Origin of the sequence: Bacillus paralicheniformis (genome assembly GCF_001042485.2) — a bacterium.
Taxonomy (GTDB): domain Bacteria; phylum Bacillota; class Bacilli; order Bacillales; family Bacillaceae; genus Bacillus; species Bacillus paralicheniformis.
Genome location: NZ_LBMN02000004.1, coordinates 359698 through 377204 on the forward strand (window position 1 = coordinate 359698; position 17507 = coordinate 377204).

At 45.8% G+C, this 17507-nt stretch carries 17 protein-coding genes; 13 read left to right on the plus strand and 4 right to left on the minus strand.

The annotated features are described in order from the left end of the window. Positions 1 to 7: 7 nt before the first annotated feature. Positions 8 to 145, minus strand: a complete 138-nt coding sequence (locus ACH97_RS23695) for a hypothetical protein (RefSeq protein ID WP_023857015.1) — start codon at positions 143 to 145, stop codon at positions 8 to 10. An 87-nt stretch (positions 146 to 232) separates the two neighbouring features. Here ACH97_RS23695 and ACH97_RS04065 point away from each other — a divergent pair, with 87 nt between their 5' ends. Continuing rightward, on the plus strand, positions 233 to 1240 hold the full coding sequence (locus ACH97_RS04065; protein WP_025810610.1) for an LLM class flavin-dependent oxidoreductase: 1008 nt from the start codon (positions 233 to 235) through the stop codon (positions 1238 to 1240). A gap of 368 nt (positions 1241 to 1608) precedes the next feature. On the opposite strand, the gene ACH97_RS04075 is transcribed toward ACH97_RS04065, so the two are convergent. Beyond that, the gene (locus ACH97_RS04075) at positions 1609 to 4029 is read right to left on the minus strand and encodes a S8 family peptidase (RefSeq protein ID WP_057957811.1); all 2421 of its coding nucleotides are present in this window, start codon (positions 4027 to 4029) and stop codon (positions 1609 to 1611) included. A 482-nt stretch (positions 4030 to 4511) separates the two neighbouring features. Here ACH97_RS04075 and ACH97_RS04080 point away from each other — a divergent pair, with 482 nt between their 5' ends. The 5 genes from ACH97_RS04080 to ACH97_RS04100 all read left to right on the plus strand — a co-directional run bounded on the left by ACH97_RS04080 (position 4512) and on the right by ACH97_RS04100 (position 9109). Next, positions 4512 to 4802 carry a hypothetical protein gene (locus tag ACH97_RS04080; RefSeq protein WP_023857019.1) on the plus strand — a complete coding sequence of 97 codons (291 nt, stop codon included), beginning with the start codon at positions 4512 to 4514 and terminating at the stop codon, positions 4800 to 4802. 42 nt (positions 4803 to 4844) lie between these two features. After that, positions 4845 to 5675: a PRD domain-containing protein gene (locus tag ACH97_RS04085; protein ID WP_023857020.1), complete on the plus strand. Its 831-nt coding sequence runs from the start codon at positions 4845 to 4847 to the stop codon at positions 5673 to 5675. A gap of 243 nt (positions 5676 to 5918) precedes the next feature. Continuing rightward, entirely contained in the window at positions 5919 to 7298 is a 1380-nt protein-coding gene (locus ACH97_RS04090) for a sucrose-specific PTS transporter subunit IIBC (protein WP_023857021.1), read from the plus strand. A gap of 18 nt (positions 7299 to 7316) precedes the next feature. Beyond that, positions 7317 to 8753 carry a sucrose-6-phosphate hydrolase gene (locus ACH97_RS04095; RefSeq protein WP_048350107.1) on the plus strand — a complete coding sequence of 479 codons (1437 nt, stop codon included), beginning with the start codon at positions 7317 to 7319 and terminating at the stop codon, positions 8751 to 8753. 89 nt (positions 8754 to 8842) lie between these two features. Beyond that, positions 8843 to 9109, plus strand: a complete 267-nt coding sequence (locus ACH97_RS04100; RefSeq protein ID WP_023857023.1) for a hypothetical protein — start codon at positions 8843 to 8845, stop codon at positions 9107 to 9109. Positions 9110 to 9142: 33 nt separating this feature from the next. Here ACH97_RS04100 and ACH97_RS04105 read toward each other — a convergent pair whose 3' ends face one another. Beyond that, the gene (locus tag ACH97_RS04105) at positions 9143 to 9955 is read right to left on the minus strand and encodes a bifunctional hydroxymethylpyrimidine kinase/phosphomethylpyrimidine kinase (protein WP_020453339.1); all 813 of its coding nucleotides are present in this window, start codon (positions 9953 to 9955) and stop codon (positions 9143 to 9145) included. Between the two features lie 237 nt (positions 9956 to 10192). On the opposite strand from ACH97_RS04105, the gene ACH97_RS04110 reads away from it, so the two are divergent. Together ACH97_RS04110 and ACH97_RS04115 are read left to right on the plus strand one after the other, a co-directional pair. Next, entirely contained in the window at positions 10193 to 11011 is an 819-nt protein-coding gene (locus ACH97_RS04110) for a glycosyltransferase family 2 protein (RefSeq protein ID WP_020453338.1), read from the plus strand. 13 nt (positions 11012 to 11024) lie between these two features. Beyond that, positions 11025 to 11702, plus strand: coding sequence for a uracil-DNA glycosylase (locus ACH97_RS04115; RefSeq protein ID WP_020453337.1), 678 nt, complete (start codon positions 11025 to 11027; stop codon positions 11700 to 11702). A 50-nt stretch (positions 11703 to 11752) separates the two neighbouring features. Here the strand turns inward: ACH97_RS04115 and ACH97_RS04120 are convergent, their stop codons facing one another. Beyond that, entirely contained in the window at positions 11753 to 13135 is a 1383-nt protein-coding gene (locus ACH97_RS04120; RefSeq protein ID WP_048350108.1) for an aldehyde dehydrogenase, read from the minus strand. A 270-nt stretch (positions 13136 to 13405) separates the two neighbouring features. On the opposite strand from ACH97_RS04120, the gene ACH97_RS04125 reads away from it, so the two are divergent. From ACH97_RS04125 to ACH97_RS04145, 5 genes are all read left to right on the plus strand, one after another. Next, positions 13406 to 13714: a YwdI family protein gene (locus ACH97_RS04125; protein WP_023857026.1), complete on the plus strand. Its 309-nt coding sequence runs from the start codon at positions 13406 to 13408 to the stop codon at positions 13712 to 13714. Between the two features lie 38 nt (positions 13715 to 13752). Next, the gene (locus ACH97_RS04130) at positions 13753 to 15054 is read left to right on the plus strand and encodes a purine/pyrimidine permease (protein ID WP_023857027.1); all 1302 of its coding nucleotides are present in this window, start codon (positions 13753 to 13755) and stop codon (positions 15052 to 15054) included. 67 nt (positions 15055 to 15121) lie between these two features. Next, a complete protein-coding gene (locus tag ACH97_RS04135; RefSeq protein ID WP_025810614.1) occupies positions 15122 to 15493 on the plus strand; it encodes a DUF423 domain-containing protein in 372 nt (123 codons plus the stop codon). Between the two features lie 156 nt (positions 15494 to 15649). Continuing rightward, positions 15650 to 16288, plus strand: coding sequence for a response regulator (locus ACH97_RS04140; RefSeq protein WP_023857029.1), 639 nt, complete (start codon positions 15650 to 15652; stop codon positions 16286 to 16288). Between the two features lie 14 nt (positions 16289 to 16302). Beyond that, positions 16303 to 17409 carry a sensor histidine kinase gene (locus ACH97_RS04145; RefSeq protein ID WP_023857030.1) on the plus strand — a complete coding sequence of 369 codons (1107 nt, stop codon included), beginning with the start codon at positions 16303 to 16305 and terminating at the stop codon, positions 17407 to 17409. The last annotated feature ends 98 nt before the right edge of the window (positions 17410 to 17507 follow it).

Below are 17507 nucleotides of genomic sequence, written 5' to 3' on the forward strand. Positions count from 1 at the left end.
AGGGGACTTATCTTGTCAGCATGTATTGAAGAAAAAGATAAAACATCAGCCAAAAGGGAAGACTGAAAAGGATTCCGAATAAACAGCCTTTTGCAAAGCGTTCTTCTACGACTGGCGGGTGCGTTTTTTGCTTCGTCTCATTCATCAGTATTAGGAGCTCCTTTAGGTTTATCCATGATATTATTATTTCTTTTTGCGCAGGAAAAGTAAACGAAGACTTGGGGTGAAAAAGATGTTGTCATTAAGCATACTTGATCAGACTCCCGTTTCTGAAGGAAGCACACCTGAACAGGCTTTACAGCATACGGTGGAGCTCGCGCAAGCGGCGGAGCGCCTCGGATACAAGAGATTTTGGGTTTCCGAGCACCATTTTTCAAGAAACTTGGCAGGATCAAGTCCGGAGGTTCTGATCGGTTATCTTGCGGCTAAAACAGAGAAGATCCGTATAGGATCCGGCGGCGTCATGCTTCCCCATTACAGCGCCTACAAGGTGGCAGAAAACTTCCGCGTCTTGGAAGGACTTGCGCCCGGAAGGATTGATCTCGGTGTCGGACGTGCTCCGGGAGGGATGCCGATCGCTTCCATGGCTCTTCAAAATGGAGGAAGACGGATGACTGACCAATATCCCGAACAAATTCAGGATCTCGTCACATATTTACACGATCAAGCCGATGAACACCACCGCTTTCCCAACTTGATCGCATCGCCGAACGTGGCCGCAGCGCCCGCTGTCTGGCTGCTCGGCTCCTCAGGGGAAAGCGCGAGGCTTGCCGCCCAAACAGGGGCATCGTATACATTTGCCCAATTTATTAACGGCGAAGGCGGAGAAGAGGCGGCCAGACTTTACAAAGAGAGGTTCGAACCTTCTGTGTTGGGTGAACAGCCAAACGTGATCATTGCTGTATTTGTGATTTGCGCTGAGACAGAAGAGAAAGCGGAGAACCTTGCAAAAAGCTTGGATTTCTCTTTATTAGCCAATGAACAGGGGATAGTGACCGAAGGCTTTCCATCATTGGAAACGGCGCTGTCATATCAATATTCTCCTTATGAAAGAAAGAGAGTGGAAGACAATCGAAAACGGATGGTCATCGGGACGCCGCGGCAGGTGAAGGAACAGCTGCTTGAACTGGCCGGCGCTTACGGAACGGATGAAATCATGGCGGTGACGATCACCCACGATTTTCAAGACAGGCTGGAATCTTACCGGCTGCTGGCCGAAGCGTTTCATCAGTCAATTTAACGTTTTTGCTGAAAAAAATCGAGAAAATGGCGGATCGGGAAAAGAATAAACAGAATGCATATGTATAAAGCTGTAAACAGCCAGCTGAGCGGAACGAGGATGACGGTATCGACGGTTTGCTCCGTTGCTTTTTGAAAAGGCTTGGGCTCGCGCTTCTGCAGGTTGACGGCGAAGTACAAAATCGTGAAAAATATAAAGCAGACAATAAGGAAGGATAAGCCGAATAATACGATAAAAGAAAGAATATATACGATGTCCTCCGATTGCTTTTTTCACGTTTTGAAGAGAAGGGAGAGCTTCTCCTGAACGCATTATCCGTATTTTAACATATAAAAGCCTTGTTGAGTGGTTCTCAACAAGGCTTGTCATTATTCGACGATAAAAGGGTCTTCCGTCAGAATGTAGCTTGATTTTCCTTTGGCGGACGCATAGGCTAGCATATAGTATTTTCCGGACTTAAGGGTTGCGGCGTCATTGATTTTGCCGTTCCATTGATAAGATTGATAGCCTTTGCCTTGGTTTTTATAAACGCCGGCCTGCCCGAGAAGGTTCAGATTTTCATCATAGACGAGAAATGCGAGCTCTTCAGCCCCGCCCGGCAGGTAGGCTTCGATCGTGTAAGCACCCTGCTTTGCCCCCGGTTCAACCGTTACGGATGTGACGCGCGGGTAGTCAGGCTCTTTGACGATCAACAGGAGCGGAATTTCGGCGACTTTTCTGCCTCCTTCACGGACGTAAACCGTGCCTTCATATGTGCCTGCTTTCGTTTTGGCGGAATTGACGGTTACTTTTGCCGTTGCTTTACCTGTTTGATGGGCCGGTACCACGACTCGTTCCGTTCCTGATACCGTGATGCCCGCTCCTTTAAAGGAGTATTCGAGCTGATAGGCTTTTCTGAATGAAGAAAGGTTTTCAATTGTGAACGCTTGTTTTTTCGTTTGTTTTCCTTTGTCTTTCAGGAACGTTCCGTATGAGTGGCTGCCCGGCGTTACAATTGATGAAGCATGAAGGGCCTCGATGATGCGGATGCTGCCCGCTCCTTGCGTATTGTGAGGGAGAGGCTTTCCGTTTTCATCCGTCAATTTTTCCGCCGTATTCATCAGCACGCCTTTGATTTGCTCTGGCGTCCAATCCGGTTTGGCCTGCTTTAATAGGGCTGCCGTTCCCGCGACATGCGGGGAAGCCATGCTTGTACCCTGCTTTGAACCGTAACCGTGAGGGTTTTTCGGATCGTGGGTCGGAATGGTGCTGACGATATTGACGCCTGGCGCTGAAACGTCAGGTTTAATCATCCATGTATCCATGACAGGTCCGCGCGACGAGAAGGAGGCAATCGTTTCCCCGAGCTTTTTGTCCAATTTGAAAGAAAAGACAGCAGAGCGTTTCCCTTCTTTGATCTGTTGAACAAGCTTTTCGCCCTCTTCTTTCGACAATTTGACAGTCGGTACAGCCATCCCCATAACGTTGGCCTCGATTTCCCCTGTTACATTATTGTAAATCACGGCTCCGACAGCACCGGCGTTTTTGGCGTTTTCGGCCTTATCCACAAATGGAATGACGCCTCTTTGGATAACCGCTACTTTTCCTTTCACATCTTTGCCTTTGAAATCGTCAGCTTGTCCGATGCCGGCTTCAACAAGTTCCACGTCTTGACCGTTCAAAGCTTCAAGATCTTTTTCCTCCTGGTATCCCATCACTTTTGCTGACGAATACGAAGGAAGCCTCACAGAATATTCATTATATGGAAGCTGCGAGGCGCCGACGGAAATCGCATCCCTTGAAGTTCCCGGCGAGCCGACCGTCCAGTTTTCCAGTCCGCTGTTTCCGTTTGACGTAACGGCGACAACTCCTTCGGCCATCGCCCAGTCCAGTGCGATGCTTGTTGCATAATCAGGGCTGTTCAGTGAATTGCCCAATGAGAGGTTCATCACTTTTGCTCCGTCCGCGACGGCTTTTTCAATGCCTGCAATCACGTTCTCGGTTGTTCCTGAGCCGCCGGGGCCGAGCACACGGTAAGCAAGAAGCGTTGCTTCAGGCGCCACCCCTTTAATCTGACCGTTCGCGGCGATGGTCCCCGCAACATGGGTGCCGTGATCAGTCGTTTCTCCGCGCGGGTCGCCTGCCGGTGTTTCTTGTGGATCATAGTCATTATCCACAAAGTCATACCCCTTATATGGGCCGAAATTTTTCTTTAAGTCAGGATGTGTGTAATCCACACCCGTGTCAATGACAGCTACCTTAATGCCTTTACCGGTATAGCCTGATTTCCATGCCTGATCTGCTCCGATGTACGGTGCACTTTTATCCATCTGTGGATAAATGGCATCCGCTGCAAGTGTCACGTCTTTTCCTTTTATGCTGTCAGGTTTGTAAGCTGCGTTCGGATAAACCGCTTTTACTTCCTTGACGGCGAGCAGCTTCGGAATTTCACTGGCCGGCAGTTTCATTGAAAAACCCGAAAATACACGGTCGTATTCGCGGTTTATTTTCGCTTTTTTGAGTGTTTTCAGCGCACTGTTTTTCGCTTTGCTGCGAGCGGTTTTTAAAGAAGCTTTCGTTTGCTTTTCCCCATCCGCTTTTGCTTCGGCAAGCGACTTTTCTTTCAGCTCCACAATAACTGTTGTCTGTTTATCAGACGTCACATCAATATCACCGTAGATTTCAGCTTTCTCAAGTTCAGGCGACTTTTGATCGGGAACGGATGTTGCCTGCACTCCGGTGAGGAATGTGGATAACGAAAATAATAGAATAAAAGCCATGACGAAATAGCGCATGATACTTTTTCTCAATCTGTTTTCCCCCTTACGGATAAATGGTTTCTTTGTAATCCTTAGAGTTTCGAACCTTTAAAATATTCTCTCAGTTTCAAAAAAATCCTTCTATATATAGAAATAATTTTCAAAGATTCAATGTATTGGAGTGGATGTCTTTAGATTTATGCACAATTTACTGTGTATAAGTGAATAAACTTGTGTATAGATATTGTAGGGAATATACGTTCTTATACTAAATGTTGAATAAATATGTGGATATGTGGATATACCCTGTGGGTAATATGTGTTTATCCTTAGGATAAGCTGTGAGTAAGTTACATTCATGGTTTGTTTCCGTTGAATCATGCGTTTCCATCAGTTTTCAACAAAACTTCTAAAAACTAGAATCATTTTGCACACACATTGTGACAAACATTTTCATTTTGCTGGGATAAGATAGAGCAAGAAAGTTTAATAGAGTTGCTAGTTTTATCACAACGAAACTGGAGGGGATCGGTATGAAAGGTTTGATATCATTTTTAAAATTATGGACGGCCGTGCTGCTGAATGCGGTGGTGCCTGTCAGAGAGACTCAGATGAAGGTGATGGCGTTCGCCGGCGGTACATATCAGGCTGCCGATGCTTATCAGGCAGGCGGCTTTTCGGAAAAAAGAGAAGAATCAACAGAGCGGATGTCGGGCTGTAAGAGAGCGATGCCAGGCAGTTTTACGACAGAACCCAACCGGGCTGTTTGCCAAAAAGCGGTGAAGAGGGTAAGAGCCGGACCAACTCTTTACACGGGAACTTAAACAAGGTAAAATCCCACTCATAACGGGAAGTGGGTGACGGCTTTGAAAATCTATAAAGTATTGAACAACAATGCAGCAATCATAAAGGAGGATGGTCAAGAAAAAATTGTCATGGGGCCTGGTATCGCTTTTCAAAAAGGCAAAAACGATACCATTCCAAGAAACAAGGTAGAAAAAATTTTTACCATTCATGAAGAAAATGAAAAGTTTAAACAAATCCTCGAAACACTTCCGGAAGAACATATTGAAGCTGCCGAAGAGATCATCAGCTATGCGGAAGGGCGGCTGTCCGCACCGTTGAGCGATCATATCCACATCGCCCTTGTGGATCATTTGTCATTTGCGATCGAGCGAGTCCGCAAAGGATTCGTCATTCAAAATAAATTATTAAATGAAATCAAAGCGCTTTATAAAAAAGAATATGAGATCGGACTCTGGGCAATCGATTTGGTCAAAGAAAAATTGAAAGTCGAATTGCCTGATGATGAAGCGGGTTATATTGCGCTGCATATTCATACCGCAAAAATGGATGCGGAAAACATGCAGAAGACGCTTAAATACACGAACATCATCAAAGAATTGATAGAAAAAATCGAATGCTGTTTCAATCAGAAGATTGACGAAAACAGCATCTCATATCAGCGTCTTGTCACGCATCTCAGGTATGCCATCAACAGGCTGGAATCAAATGAAGCGTTTCATGTCATGGACGATGACATGCTTTATTTCATCCGGAAAAAGTATCCTGAAAGCTACCAGTGTGCGGCAGGGCTGGCGGATTACGTGAAAACTGAATATGATCTTCATCTTCCGGAATCGGAAGTCGGATATATTACGCTGCATGTCCAGCGTTTAAATGATTCCTATAGGTAATACCGCCTGATAACGTGCGATCAGGCTTTTTTTAGGTCGATTTTCACAGAAAATAAAAAAGTAGTTGACGAAAGCGTTATCACATAATAAAATGAAAGCGTATTAAAAAATAAATACCGGGGATTGTGACTGGTAAAGCAGGCAAGACCTAAAATTTGCTAGATGAATGGGGAGAATCTATCCGTCATTCGTTGGTGAATTTTAGGTCTTTTCTGCTTTTTTTTAAAAAAAGGAGGAGTCATCATGAATCACAAAGAAATCGCCGTACGTCTTATACAGCTTCTTGGCGGAGAAGATAATGTCATCAGTGCAGCTCATTGTGCGACAAGGCTTCGTTTGGTGATCAAGGACGAAGCGAAAATCGACCAGGAAAAGGTCGAAGAGTTGGAAGGTGTAAAAGGAGCCTTTTCGAGCTCTGGCCAATACCAGATTATTTTCGGAACAGGACTTGTTAATAAAGTGTATGAACAGTTTGCCAAAGAGCTGAATCTTGACCAAAAGGAAACGGTTCAGCACAGCGATGCCGCAAAGGGAAAAATGAATCCTTTAGCGCGATTCGCGAAAACGCTGTCAAATATTTTCGTGCCCATCATCCCGGCCATTGTTGCAAGCGGTTTATTAATGGGGCTGTTGGGGATGATGAAGGCATTTCAGTGGGTCGATCCTGATGCAGCGCTGTATAAAATGCTTGATATGTTCTCAAGCGCGGCATTTATTATCCTTCCGATCTTGATCGGTGTCAGTGCTGCGAAAGAATTTGGCAGCAATCCTTACCTGGGGGCTGTACTTGGAGGTATTTTAATTCACCCGAGCTTGTTCAATCCTTGGGGACTGGCAACTGCATCTCCGGATGTGATGAACTTTTACGGGCTCAAAATTGAGATGCTGGGCTATCAAGGAACCGTTGTTCCAATTTTGCTTGCCGTGTATGTGATGAGTAAAATCGAAAAAGGCGTAAGAAAAATTGTTCCAAACGCGATCGATCTTTTAGTGACACCGTTTGTCACGATTATTTCAACGGGATTTATTGCCTTTATCGCAATCGGTCCTTTAGGAAGAATGCTTGGTACAGGGATCACGAACGTTTTAACTTATGTGTATGATCTTGCCGGACCTGTTGCCGGACTGATTTTCGGAGGAACATACTCGCTGATCGTTTTAACTGGTGTTCACCACAGTTTCCACGCGATTGAGGCCGGCCTTATCGCTGATATCGGCAGGAACTACCTGCTTCCGATCTGGTCTATGTCCAATGTCGCCCAAGGCGGGGCCGGACTTGCCGTATTCTTTTTGGCAAAGCGCGCAAAAACAAAAGAAATCGCTTTACCTGCTGCTTTCTCTTCTTTTCTCGGCATTACCGAACCTGTTATTTTCGGTGTTAACCTCCGTTACCGCAAGCCGTTTATCGCGGCAATGGCCGGTGGAGCGCTCGGTGCTGCATACGTTGTCTTTATGAATGTTGCGGCAAACGCCTACGGTTTGACGGGAATACCGATGATTGCGATTGTTGCTCCGCTTGGAATGGGCAACCTGATCCATTATTTAATCGGAATGGCGATCTCTGTGTCTGTCGCGTTTATCACAGCCTTTATCTTAGGAATTAATGAAGACGAGAAAAAGTGACGGAAGGAGGGGAAAACGATGAATCAAGATCAGGAGCTTCGTCAAAAGGCAATAAACCGGGTTGAAGAATACCGGGATATTGTAAACCTTGATCCCTATCGGCTGCATTATCACATCATACCTCCTGTCGGACTGCTGAATGATCCGAACGGATTCATTCAGTGGAAGGGAGTTTACCATCTTTTTTATCAGTGGATGCCTTTTAAAACGGGGCACGGTGCAAAGCTGTGGGGGCACTACTCTTCAACAGATCTCGTGAACTGGCGGCATGAAGAGATCGCCCTCACGCCGAGCGACTGGTTTGATAAAAACGGCTGTTATTCAGGAAGCGCGATCGCTGAAAATAATGTGCTCCACCTGTTTTATACGGGGAATGTCAGAGATGACGAGGGAAATAGGGAGACCTATCAATGTCTCGCCGTTTCGAAAGACGGCATCTCGTTTGAAAAACAGGGGGTTGTTGCAAGGCTTCCGAAAGGATACACGGCTCATTTCCGCGATCCGAAAGTATGGAAAAAGAGTGGCAGCTGGTACATGGTGCTCGGCGCCCAGACTGAAAAACTTGAGGGCAGAGCCGTTCTGTTTCAATCGGATAATTTGAAAGACTGGCAGTTCCTTGGCGACATCACAGGTTCAAATACAGATCAGCTCGGGGAATTCGGCTATATGTGGGAATGCCCTGACATGTTCGAACTAAACGGCAAAGACGTCTTAATTGTCTGTCCGCAAGGCCTTGAAGCAAAAGAGATGCGCTACCAAAACGTCTATCAGTCAGGTTATTTTGTCGGTGAATTGAACGAGCAGAAACCGGGTTTTACACACGGAGACTTTGAAGAGCTTGACCGCGGCTTTGATTTTTATGCGCCGCAGACGACAAAAGACGAATCAGGCCGGAGGATACTGGTTGCCTGGATGGGTGTTCCAGACCAGGATGAACAGAGCCAGCCGACGATTCAGCATCAATGGGTGCACTGTATGACATTGCCGAGGGAACTGCATTTGCAAAACGATAAAATCGTTCAAAAACCGGTCGCGGAGCTTAGAACGCTCCGCCAAAACGAAAAACGCGCAGCAATATCACTTAATCAAGGCACCGAAAAACTGGACATTGTTCAACCGGACAAAACCGAGCTTTTCATCAGCCCGCAACTTATTGAAGACAGCTTTGAGATTTCCTTCAGGGGTGCCGCGCGACTCATTTACAATAAAGCTGACGGCATCATAACTTTGGAAAGAAACAGCTATGTTGATGAAAGAACGGAAGCCAGACATTGTCGTTTGCATGAGCTCCGCGATTTAAACATCTTTTTAGACGCGTCTGCGATTGAAATCTTCGTCAATGGGGGAGAGGAAGTCTTTACGGCAAGATATTTTCCTTACCCGGGAAATAATGATGTTTGGATCAGTGCCAGAAAAGAAATCATAGTGAATGTAACATCCTGGACGGTCGCATAAAGGGAGCGGGTGCGGTTTGCTATTTTCTGTACAATCCCTTTATGATATGCTTTTTTTAGAGAGAGTGCAGTGAAAAAGGGGTTGTTTTTTTGGATCAAAACCAGCAGAAGTTGACAGCTGTGCGTTTGAAAAAAATAGCGGATCATATTGAGGATACGAGAGAGGAATACAATGGTTTGCTCCTTCAGATGAAGAAGCTGATCGGCGGTATTGAAGATAAAACAATTCCGGATGATGAAGAAATACAAAAGAAACTTCAAGACACTTATGAACAAATGAAAGAATATGCTCTTTTTGTGGAATCGATCGAGACTTTCTTAAGATCATCTGCAAGAACGATCAAACGCGAAAGCTAAATAAAAGCCAGCCCCTTTTAATGGGGCTGGCTTTTATTTGCCGCTGAGCCGTAAAGCGGAGTGCTTCGTCGGCCCGACGTATTGATTCAAACGGAATGATTCGCGGATGGCTTCCGTAATAAATGTTTTTGCAGAATAAATGGCTTCTTTTACATTTGAACCTTTGGCGAGTTCAGCCGTAATCGCTGCGGAATAGGTGCAGCCCGCCCCGTGCGTGTATGGAGTTTCAATTCTTTCTCCTTCGATGACTTCTGCATCCCGGCCGTCAAATAATACATCTACCGCTTTTTCGTGATTCAGTTTGCCTCCTCCTGTAATGAGGACGTGTTCAGCGCCGAGGCCGTGAATGACTTTTGCCGCTTCCTTCATTTGCTCAACCGTTTTAATTTCTCCAAGTCCGCTGAGCTGGCCGGCTTCAAAAAGGTTTGGCGTAATGACCGTGGCAAGCGGAGCCAAAAGCTCTCTTAAAGCCTTTGCGTGTTCGGGATACAGCACTTCATTTGCTCCTTTACATACCATAACGGGATCAATGACGACATTTTTCATGCTGTGCTTCTTGATTGTGTCTGCCGCCAATTCAATGATATCAACGGTCGGAAGCATGCCCGTTTTCATCGCATCTACCCCGATGCCGTCCACAATCGTCGACAGCTGGGCGCGGATGACTTCTGTATCAACTGGGAATACCTGGTGATTCCAGTTGTTCTCAGGATCCATGGCGACAACAACCGTAAGGGCCGTCATTCCATAGACGTTCTTTTCTTGGAACGTTTTTAAGTCCGCCTGAATGCCGGCGCCTCCGCTTGAGTCAGAGCCGGCGATTGTCAGTGCTTTGTGCATTGTCATGTTCAGTCAATCCTCCACGATAAGAGATTCCATCCAAAGTTGGTTTATTACTTATTATAGACAGCTTTTCACAAGATCACAATGAAATGGCTGCCGCTTTATAGTGCAGCGGTCCTCTGCCAAATTTCGTGAATGGATTGGCATAAAAAACCAAACCATCTTTTGATCCATGTGAAATTATTCGCATTATGATTTAATATGTTTAGAATGAAATAAGAAGGAGCGTATATCACAAATATGAACATATCTATCGTAGTTGTCACGCACAACCGGGTCACCGCTTTGTGCGAATTGCTTGAATCCATTACAAAACAGTCTGTTGCACCATTTGAAGTCATTATTGTTAATGATGCCGGGGAGAGCGTCGACTTTGTTGAGCGCCTTTATTCAGACCTTCCGATCAGAGTTATCCATCTGAAAGAAAACGTGAAGCATGTAAAAGCGAGAAATATAGGGGTGAAAGAAGCTTCCGGAGATGTTATTATGCTGTGTGATGATGATGATTTTTTCACTCCTTGCCATATGGAAAGAATGTTGAATGCGCTGGAGACCGCCGATTTTGTTTATTCGGATGCTGAGATTGTGTCTTTCGAAGAAAAAGAGGATAAAAGAATTCCGACAAGCCGTTATCTTTTTGCGTATTCCTTTAACTTGGATGAAATGAGGAAGTTTTCTACATATGTTCCTTCAGGGAGTATGTACAAACGGTCTCTTCATGACGAGATCGGCTATTTTGATCCTGCTGTCCACAATTATTGGGATTGGGACTTTTTCCTGAGAGCAGCTGAGCGCTTTCGCGTGAAAAGGGTTCCTTTTGCAAGCGTCATCTATGCGTTTTCAGATCAGGGTGACAACCAATCCGGAGATCTTGGCGGAATGAGACAGTATTATTTGGATGTCTTGAGTGAAAAGCATCAGCTTGGCAAGCTGCCGACAAAGAACTTTTTCGTACTTCTCGAAGAACCTGCTATGAAAAAAAGGGAAGCGGAAAGCGAAATCGTCTGGGACGGAAAACCGGTCGCATCCAGGCTTTCCGCTGCAAGACAATTGAGTTAAGGAGGCCTGAACATTGAAACAGATTTTGAATGACAGCTGGTGGCAGCAGCTGAAGGACGAGTTTAATAAGCCTTACTATCAAGAACTGAGGGAAATGCTGAAAAGGGAGTATGCAGAGCACACCGTATATCCTGAACCGAACGATATATACAATGCTTTGCATTATACTTCCTATGAAAATGTTAAAGTCGTGATTCTCGGCCAGGATCCGTATCATGGCCCGGGGCAGGCCCATGGCTTAAGCTTTTCCGTACAACCCGGTGTCAATCCGCCGCCTTCTTTGAAAAATATCTTTATAGAATTGCAGAATGACATTGGCGCCGACATCCCTAATCACGGTTCTCTCGTCAGTTGGGCCAAGCAAGGCGTTCTGCTGCTGAACACCGTTTTGACTGTGAGACGGGGCCAGGCAAATTCGCATAAAGGAAAAGGGTGGGAACAGCTGACAGACAGTATCATAGATGTTTTAAACAAAAGAGATAAGCCGGTCGTTTTTATTCTCTGGGGCCGGCATGCCCAAATGAAAAAAGAGCGAATCGATACATCCAAGCATTTCATTATCCAGTCGCCGCATCCGAGCCCATTCTCGGCTAGAAACGGGTTTTTCGGGAGCAGACCGTTTTCAAGAGCCAATCAGTATTTGGAACAAATCGGTGATGAGCCGATTGATTGGTCCCTTCCGAATCTTTAAAATCGCGAGAACCGCTAAAATAAGCGGTTCTTCGTTTGTCTGGCTCCTATCTACCTGAGAAGTTTTTTGATGATTCGCAGCCCGTTTTTTGATGAAGGGTAACGGAATGAAATGTCAAACAGGTTTGTCTGTTTTAAAACGCTTTTCTCGTGGGAAAACGTCTTAAAGCTGTGATACCCATGGTAACTTCCGATTCCGCTTTCGCCTACGCCGCCGAAGGGGAGGTAAGGTGTGGCTGTGTGCATCAGCGTGTCATTGATGCATCCCCCGCCAAATGAAATCCGGCTGAGGATGTGCTTCTGTACCGGTTTTTCATTCGTAAACAAATAGAGCGCGAGCGGTTTAGGGCGGCTTTGAACCATTTGGATAACGTCTTCGATTGTTTCATAGCCGATGACAGGAAGGAGCGGCCCGAAAATCTCTTCCTGCATGATCGGCGATTCCCAGTCGGGTTCATCGATAATGGCCGGAGCAATTTTAAGTGCGTCTTTTTGATACGTTCCGCCTGTTACGATATTCTCGTTGTGTAAAAAGCGGAGTAACCGTTCGAAATGACGTTCGCTTATGATTTTTCCGTACGCCGGATGGCTTTCCGGCGCTTTTCCGTAAAATGTTTGGATCGATTGCTTCAGAGCGTGCAACAGCCCGCTTTTCACATCTTTGTGTACGAGCAGATAATCAGGCGCAATGCACGTCTGTCCTGCGTTTGTCAGCTTTCCGAAAACAATCCTTTGAGCTGCAAGCTTAAGATCAGCATCCTTGTGCACGATGCAGGGGCTTTTTCCGCCAAGCTCAAGTGTGACTGGAATGAGCTGTTTTGCTGCGGCTTCCATGACGACTTTGCCCACGGGAACACTGCCTGTAAAAAAGATATAGTCAAATTTTTGCCGCAAAAGCTCTTGATTCGTCTCCACCCCGCCCTCAATAACGGATACATATTCGGGGGGAAAGATTTCTTTAAGCATCTTGGATATGACGCTGGATACAGCGGGAGCAAGCTCTGACGGTTTGATGACGGCCGTATTCCCCGCAGCAAGTGCGCCGATCAGAGGCGAAACGGCAAGCTGAAACGGATAGTTCCATGGCGCGATGATCAGGACCGTGCCATAAGGCTCCGCAATGACGATGCTTTTTGAACCGATGTGCGAGACGGCCGTTTTGGCCTTTTTCGGCTTGGCCCATTTTTTTAATCGTCTGCTGATGAAGCGGATTTCTTCCAGTACAATGCCGATTTCCGTCATATAGGCTTCGTGCTCTGATTTATTAAGGTCTTTCTGAAGGGCCTCGAGTATGTCCCGTTCATATTTTTTTACAGCATTCTTAAGAATGTTGAGCTGTTCCAGACGATTTTCAACAGCGAGTGTTGCCCCGCTTAAAAAATATCGCTTTTGCTCGGTAACGGTCGTTTCGATGGAGGGTGTACGTTCTGCCATTCCCTGATTCCTTTCGCTTTTAGAAATTCGAGTGAAGTTTTTTTTCATTATGTGTGACAGCCTTTTCAGCTGTCAACTTTTAGCCGTAATAAAATCGGCGTTTCCACCTGCGTTTGCCTGCAGATATCTTTTTTAAAAGTGCAAAAGGTGATATTTCACAGCAGGAGAGGCAATTTTTCGCAATGGATATTTGCAAAGTGCATTCGGCACGGGAGAAGTTAATTTGGTAAAATGAAATGGAAACTGAAAACGGTTTGGAGGATCGATTTGATGAACATACATATATCAAGTTTGCTGCAGAAGATGGAGGACGAATTGAAAAAAGCAAAGGAATGCAGCCAGGAAAATGAATTGAAAATGCACATCGCGGTTATCCGCTCCCTTTGCGACGTCATTGTTGAACCGCAGCAGCGGCCGTCCGTCCAGTCTTCACCCTATGTTCAAACGGCCAATAAACCATCGAGCGACCAGCTGATGCTAGAAAAAATGATGGGGAGCGCCGGTGCTGAACAATACAAAAAACAAGAGAAACAAAAGCACGAAGATGACGGCAACGGAGATTCTATTTTTGATTTCTAGGCGCCGTCGGCTGTTTTAAAAAAGAGAGGTTGATCAACTTGAAACTGCTTTTTGGGGCTTTACAATGGACGGCATTTATTATTGCGGCCGCAATCGTGGTGCCCATTGCAATCGGGCAGTCATTCGGGCTGAACCAGGCAGAGACCGCTGGGCTGGTTCAAAGCACTTTTTTCGTGCTCGGCACAACGGCTTTTATCCAATGTTTATTGGGACACCGCCTGCCGATTAATGAGAGTCCGGCCGGCCTCTGGTGGGGCGTGTACACGATTTATTCCGGTCTTACAGGGACCGTATTTGCGACTCATATTGAAACGCTTCAGGGGCTGCAGGGAGCGATGCTGCTAAGCGCGGTTTTCTTCTTTATTTTTAGTTTATTTAAAGTTATTGATAAGCTGGCTGTGATGTTTACTCCTGTTGTGACGGGCATTTATTTACTGCTGCTGGTCATCCAGCTTAGCGATCCGATCGTTAAAGGTGTCATGGGGATCGGCTACCGGAAAAACGAGGTCGATATACCCGTGTTTTTGCTGGCGGTTGTGGTCATGCTGGCTACGTTTCTGATGAGCCGGTCAAACATTCCGGTTCTCAAGCAATATTCAATTTTAATTGCGCTTTTCGGCGGCTGGGTCTTATTTGCCGTATTCGGCGTGGCGAAGGCGCCTGAGCATGCGAACCAGCTGTTCCGCCTTCCGGATATTTTTCCGTTCGGAATGCCGCTGTTTGACAGCGGATTAGTCGTTACTTCGCTATTTATTACAGTATTGTTAATCGTCAATATGCTCGCCAGCATACGGGTGGTTGAAGGAGCGGTCAGACAGTTTGAGAAGCTGGAGGAGAGGAGGCGGGCACGTCCTGCCGGATTTATCGCCTCCGTCAGCCATTTGCTGAGCGGATTGCTCGGAGCTGTAGGCACGGTGCCGATATCCGGGGCGGCCGGGTTTATTCAAACGACGAGAATGTCTTCGAAAAAACCGTTTTTGCTCGGGAGTTTGATCGTGATCGTCATCAGCTTTTTCCCGCTGGTCATGAATACTTTTGCCAGCCTGCCGTCTCCGGTCGGCTTTGCGGTGAACTTCGTCGTGTTTTCAACGATGGTCGGCCTGGCATTTGCCGAATTCGATTCTTATGAAAAGGACGAGGCAGGCCGCATCCGTTTTGTTACCGGGATTGCGCTCCTTGCCGGCGTGGGGGTCATGTTTGTACCTGAAAGTGCTTTGGAAGGAATGCATCCTGTTTTTGTTTCCATTTTAAGCAATGGGCTTGTCCTTGGAACAATTGTAGCGATTGCTGCGGAACAGATGCAGCTACGGAAAAAGAAATTTGACAATATCGTGTCATGAGATGTGTAAACATTGAAATTAAAGGTGTGTGCGCTATGATGATAAAAGAAAGGCGGGCGATTTGATCGTGAAATTATTTTTAATTTTAGGTGCTGTCAATGCGATGCTTGCGGTTGCTTTAGGGGCGTTCGGAGCTCATGGTCTTGAGGGAAAAATTCCCGAGAAATATTTGCAAATCTGGCAGACCGGCGTCCAGTATCATATGTATCATGCGCTCGGTTTAATTGCCGTCGCGCTCATCGCGTCAAAGCTTACAGATGCGGGAAGCGTAACTGCGGCAGGTTGGCTGATGTTTGCCGGAATCGTTTTATTTTCAGGAAGTTTATATGTCCTCAGCCTTACGCAAATCAGCGTCCTCGGTGCGATTACTCCGCTGGGCGGCGTGGCGTTTATTGCCGCATGGATCATGGTTGTTGTATCAGCTGTTAAATACTTGTAGCTTACTAAAAAGCCAATCTCCTGAAAGGATTGGCTTTTTTTTATTTTAACAGGGGCTGATTCATGGTAATTTAATGTTATGAACAGGGCGAAAGACCCGGCTTTTGCATTTTGACAGAAGGGATGTGCATGGCGGAGGACCGGTCTCCGTTCAAAGATGAAAATTAAAGTGATCATTGCGGATGACAATTCATTCATAAGAGAGGGTATGAAAATCATACTGAGCACTTATGATGAATTTGAAGTGCTGGCGACGGTGGAGGATGGCTTGCAAGCGGTCGAATTTTGCCGCGGCCAAGCTGTGGATATTGCACTGCTTGATGTCCGCATGCCCAACATGGATGGAGTGGAAGCTGCGCGGCTCATTTCAGAAACGGGCGCCAAGCCTTTTATTTTAACAACGTTTGATGATGACGAATACATCGTCGCTGCCATACGGAACGGAGCAAAAGGATATTTGCTGAAAAATGCCGATCCTGAGCGAATTAGAGACGCAATTAAAAGCGTGTACAACGGCCATACTGTCATGCAGGATATCATCCTCGACAAGATTAAATCCAATTTGGCGGAGCATAAAGAAGCGGAATCAAAAATAGACGAAAGCCTGTTTACCGAACGCGAGCTCGGAATTATGGCCCTGATTGCCAGAGGGCTGTCCAATAAAGAAATATCGAAAGAACTGTTTATTTCTGAAGGTACGATTGCCAATTATATTTCCTCGATTTTGGGGAAAACAGGGCTTGAACACCGGACGCAAATCGCAATTTATTATTTAACTGGAAAAGTTAACTTTTAATCTGGGGGATCACCATGGAATTGCGGATTATGACCGGCAAACTGATTTTGCTGGGATTTATCATCTATCAATGCGTTTCTTCGGAAATTGACAATCTGCCGTGGCTTGTGTTCAGCATTCTTGTTTACGCCTGTATCAACCTCGGGATTTCAATTTTATCTGAAGGAAAAATAAAAAAGCTTTTTATTATTATGTCTGTCATCATTTCAATTTTTTCTTATGCCGAGGTGCACCCCCTATTTATTTTATTTCTTCCTTTTAGCCTGTATGAAGGAGCAGCTGATTTCGGGCTGCCGAAGTGGATGGTACTTGCCGCTTCAATCGTTCCGGTTTTGTTTATCAATGAAAGCATCTCAGCGGTCTACGCGTTGACAGCCGCTTTTCAATTTTTGCTGTACTGGGCGGCAAGCCAAGATGCAGCGCGGATTGAAAAGCTTGAACATCATATCGATCAAACGAGAAGAGACCTGGAGAAGGTAACAAACATGCTGCGGGAAAACAAAGAGTTCATCAGACAATCCGAATATACGTATAAGCTTGAGGAGCGGAACCGGCTTTCCCAGGAAATACACGATAAAATCGGCCATTCCATGACAGGAGCGCTGATTCAGCTCGAAGCGGCGAAGCGCGTCCTTGACATAGACAAGGAAAAAGCTTCCGAGCTCCTGCAAAACGCGATTAACATCTCCAAGGACGGGATCGAAAATATCAGATTGACGTTAAAAAGCGTCAAGCCGCCCTCAGAACAGATGGGTATCCATAGATTGAAGCTGTTTATCGATGAATGTTCGGCGCGGTATCATATGAATATTTCATTTTTGCATAAAGGCGATTTGGATGTTATTTCTCAAATTCAGTGGAAGATTATGTTTGAAAATATCACCGAAGCACTGACAAACTCGGTGAAATATGCAGAAGCGACACATGTATCCATCTATATTCATGTGCTGAATACACTCATTAAAGCCGAAGTGAAAGACAATGGAAAAGGGCGACAGAAAATCAAGAAAGGGATGGGGATCATCGGGATGGAGGAACGGGCCGCTTCTGTTAACGGAAAGGTGATTGTTGACGGTTCGAACGGCTTCTCTGTCACCACCTTGCTGCCCAAGCATGAATGATTTCATAAATTGAATATGAATTTTCTCATGTGAAAAAGATGAAATGCTGCACTGCCGCACCATTCATCTTTTTTGTATAATGAAATAAAAATGAGGTG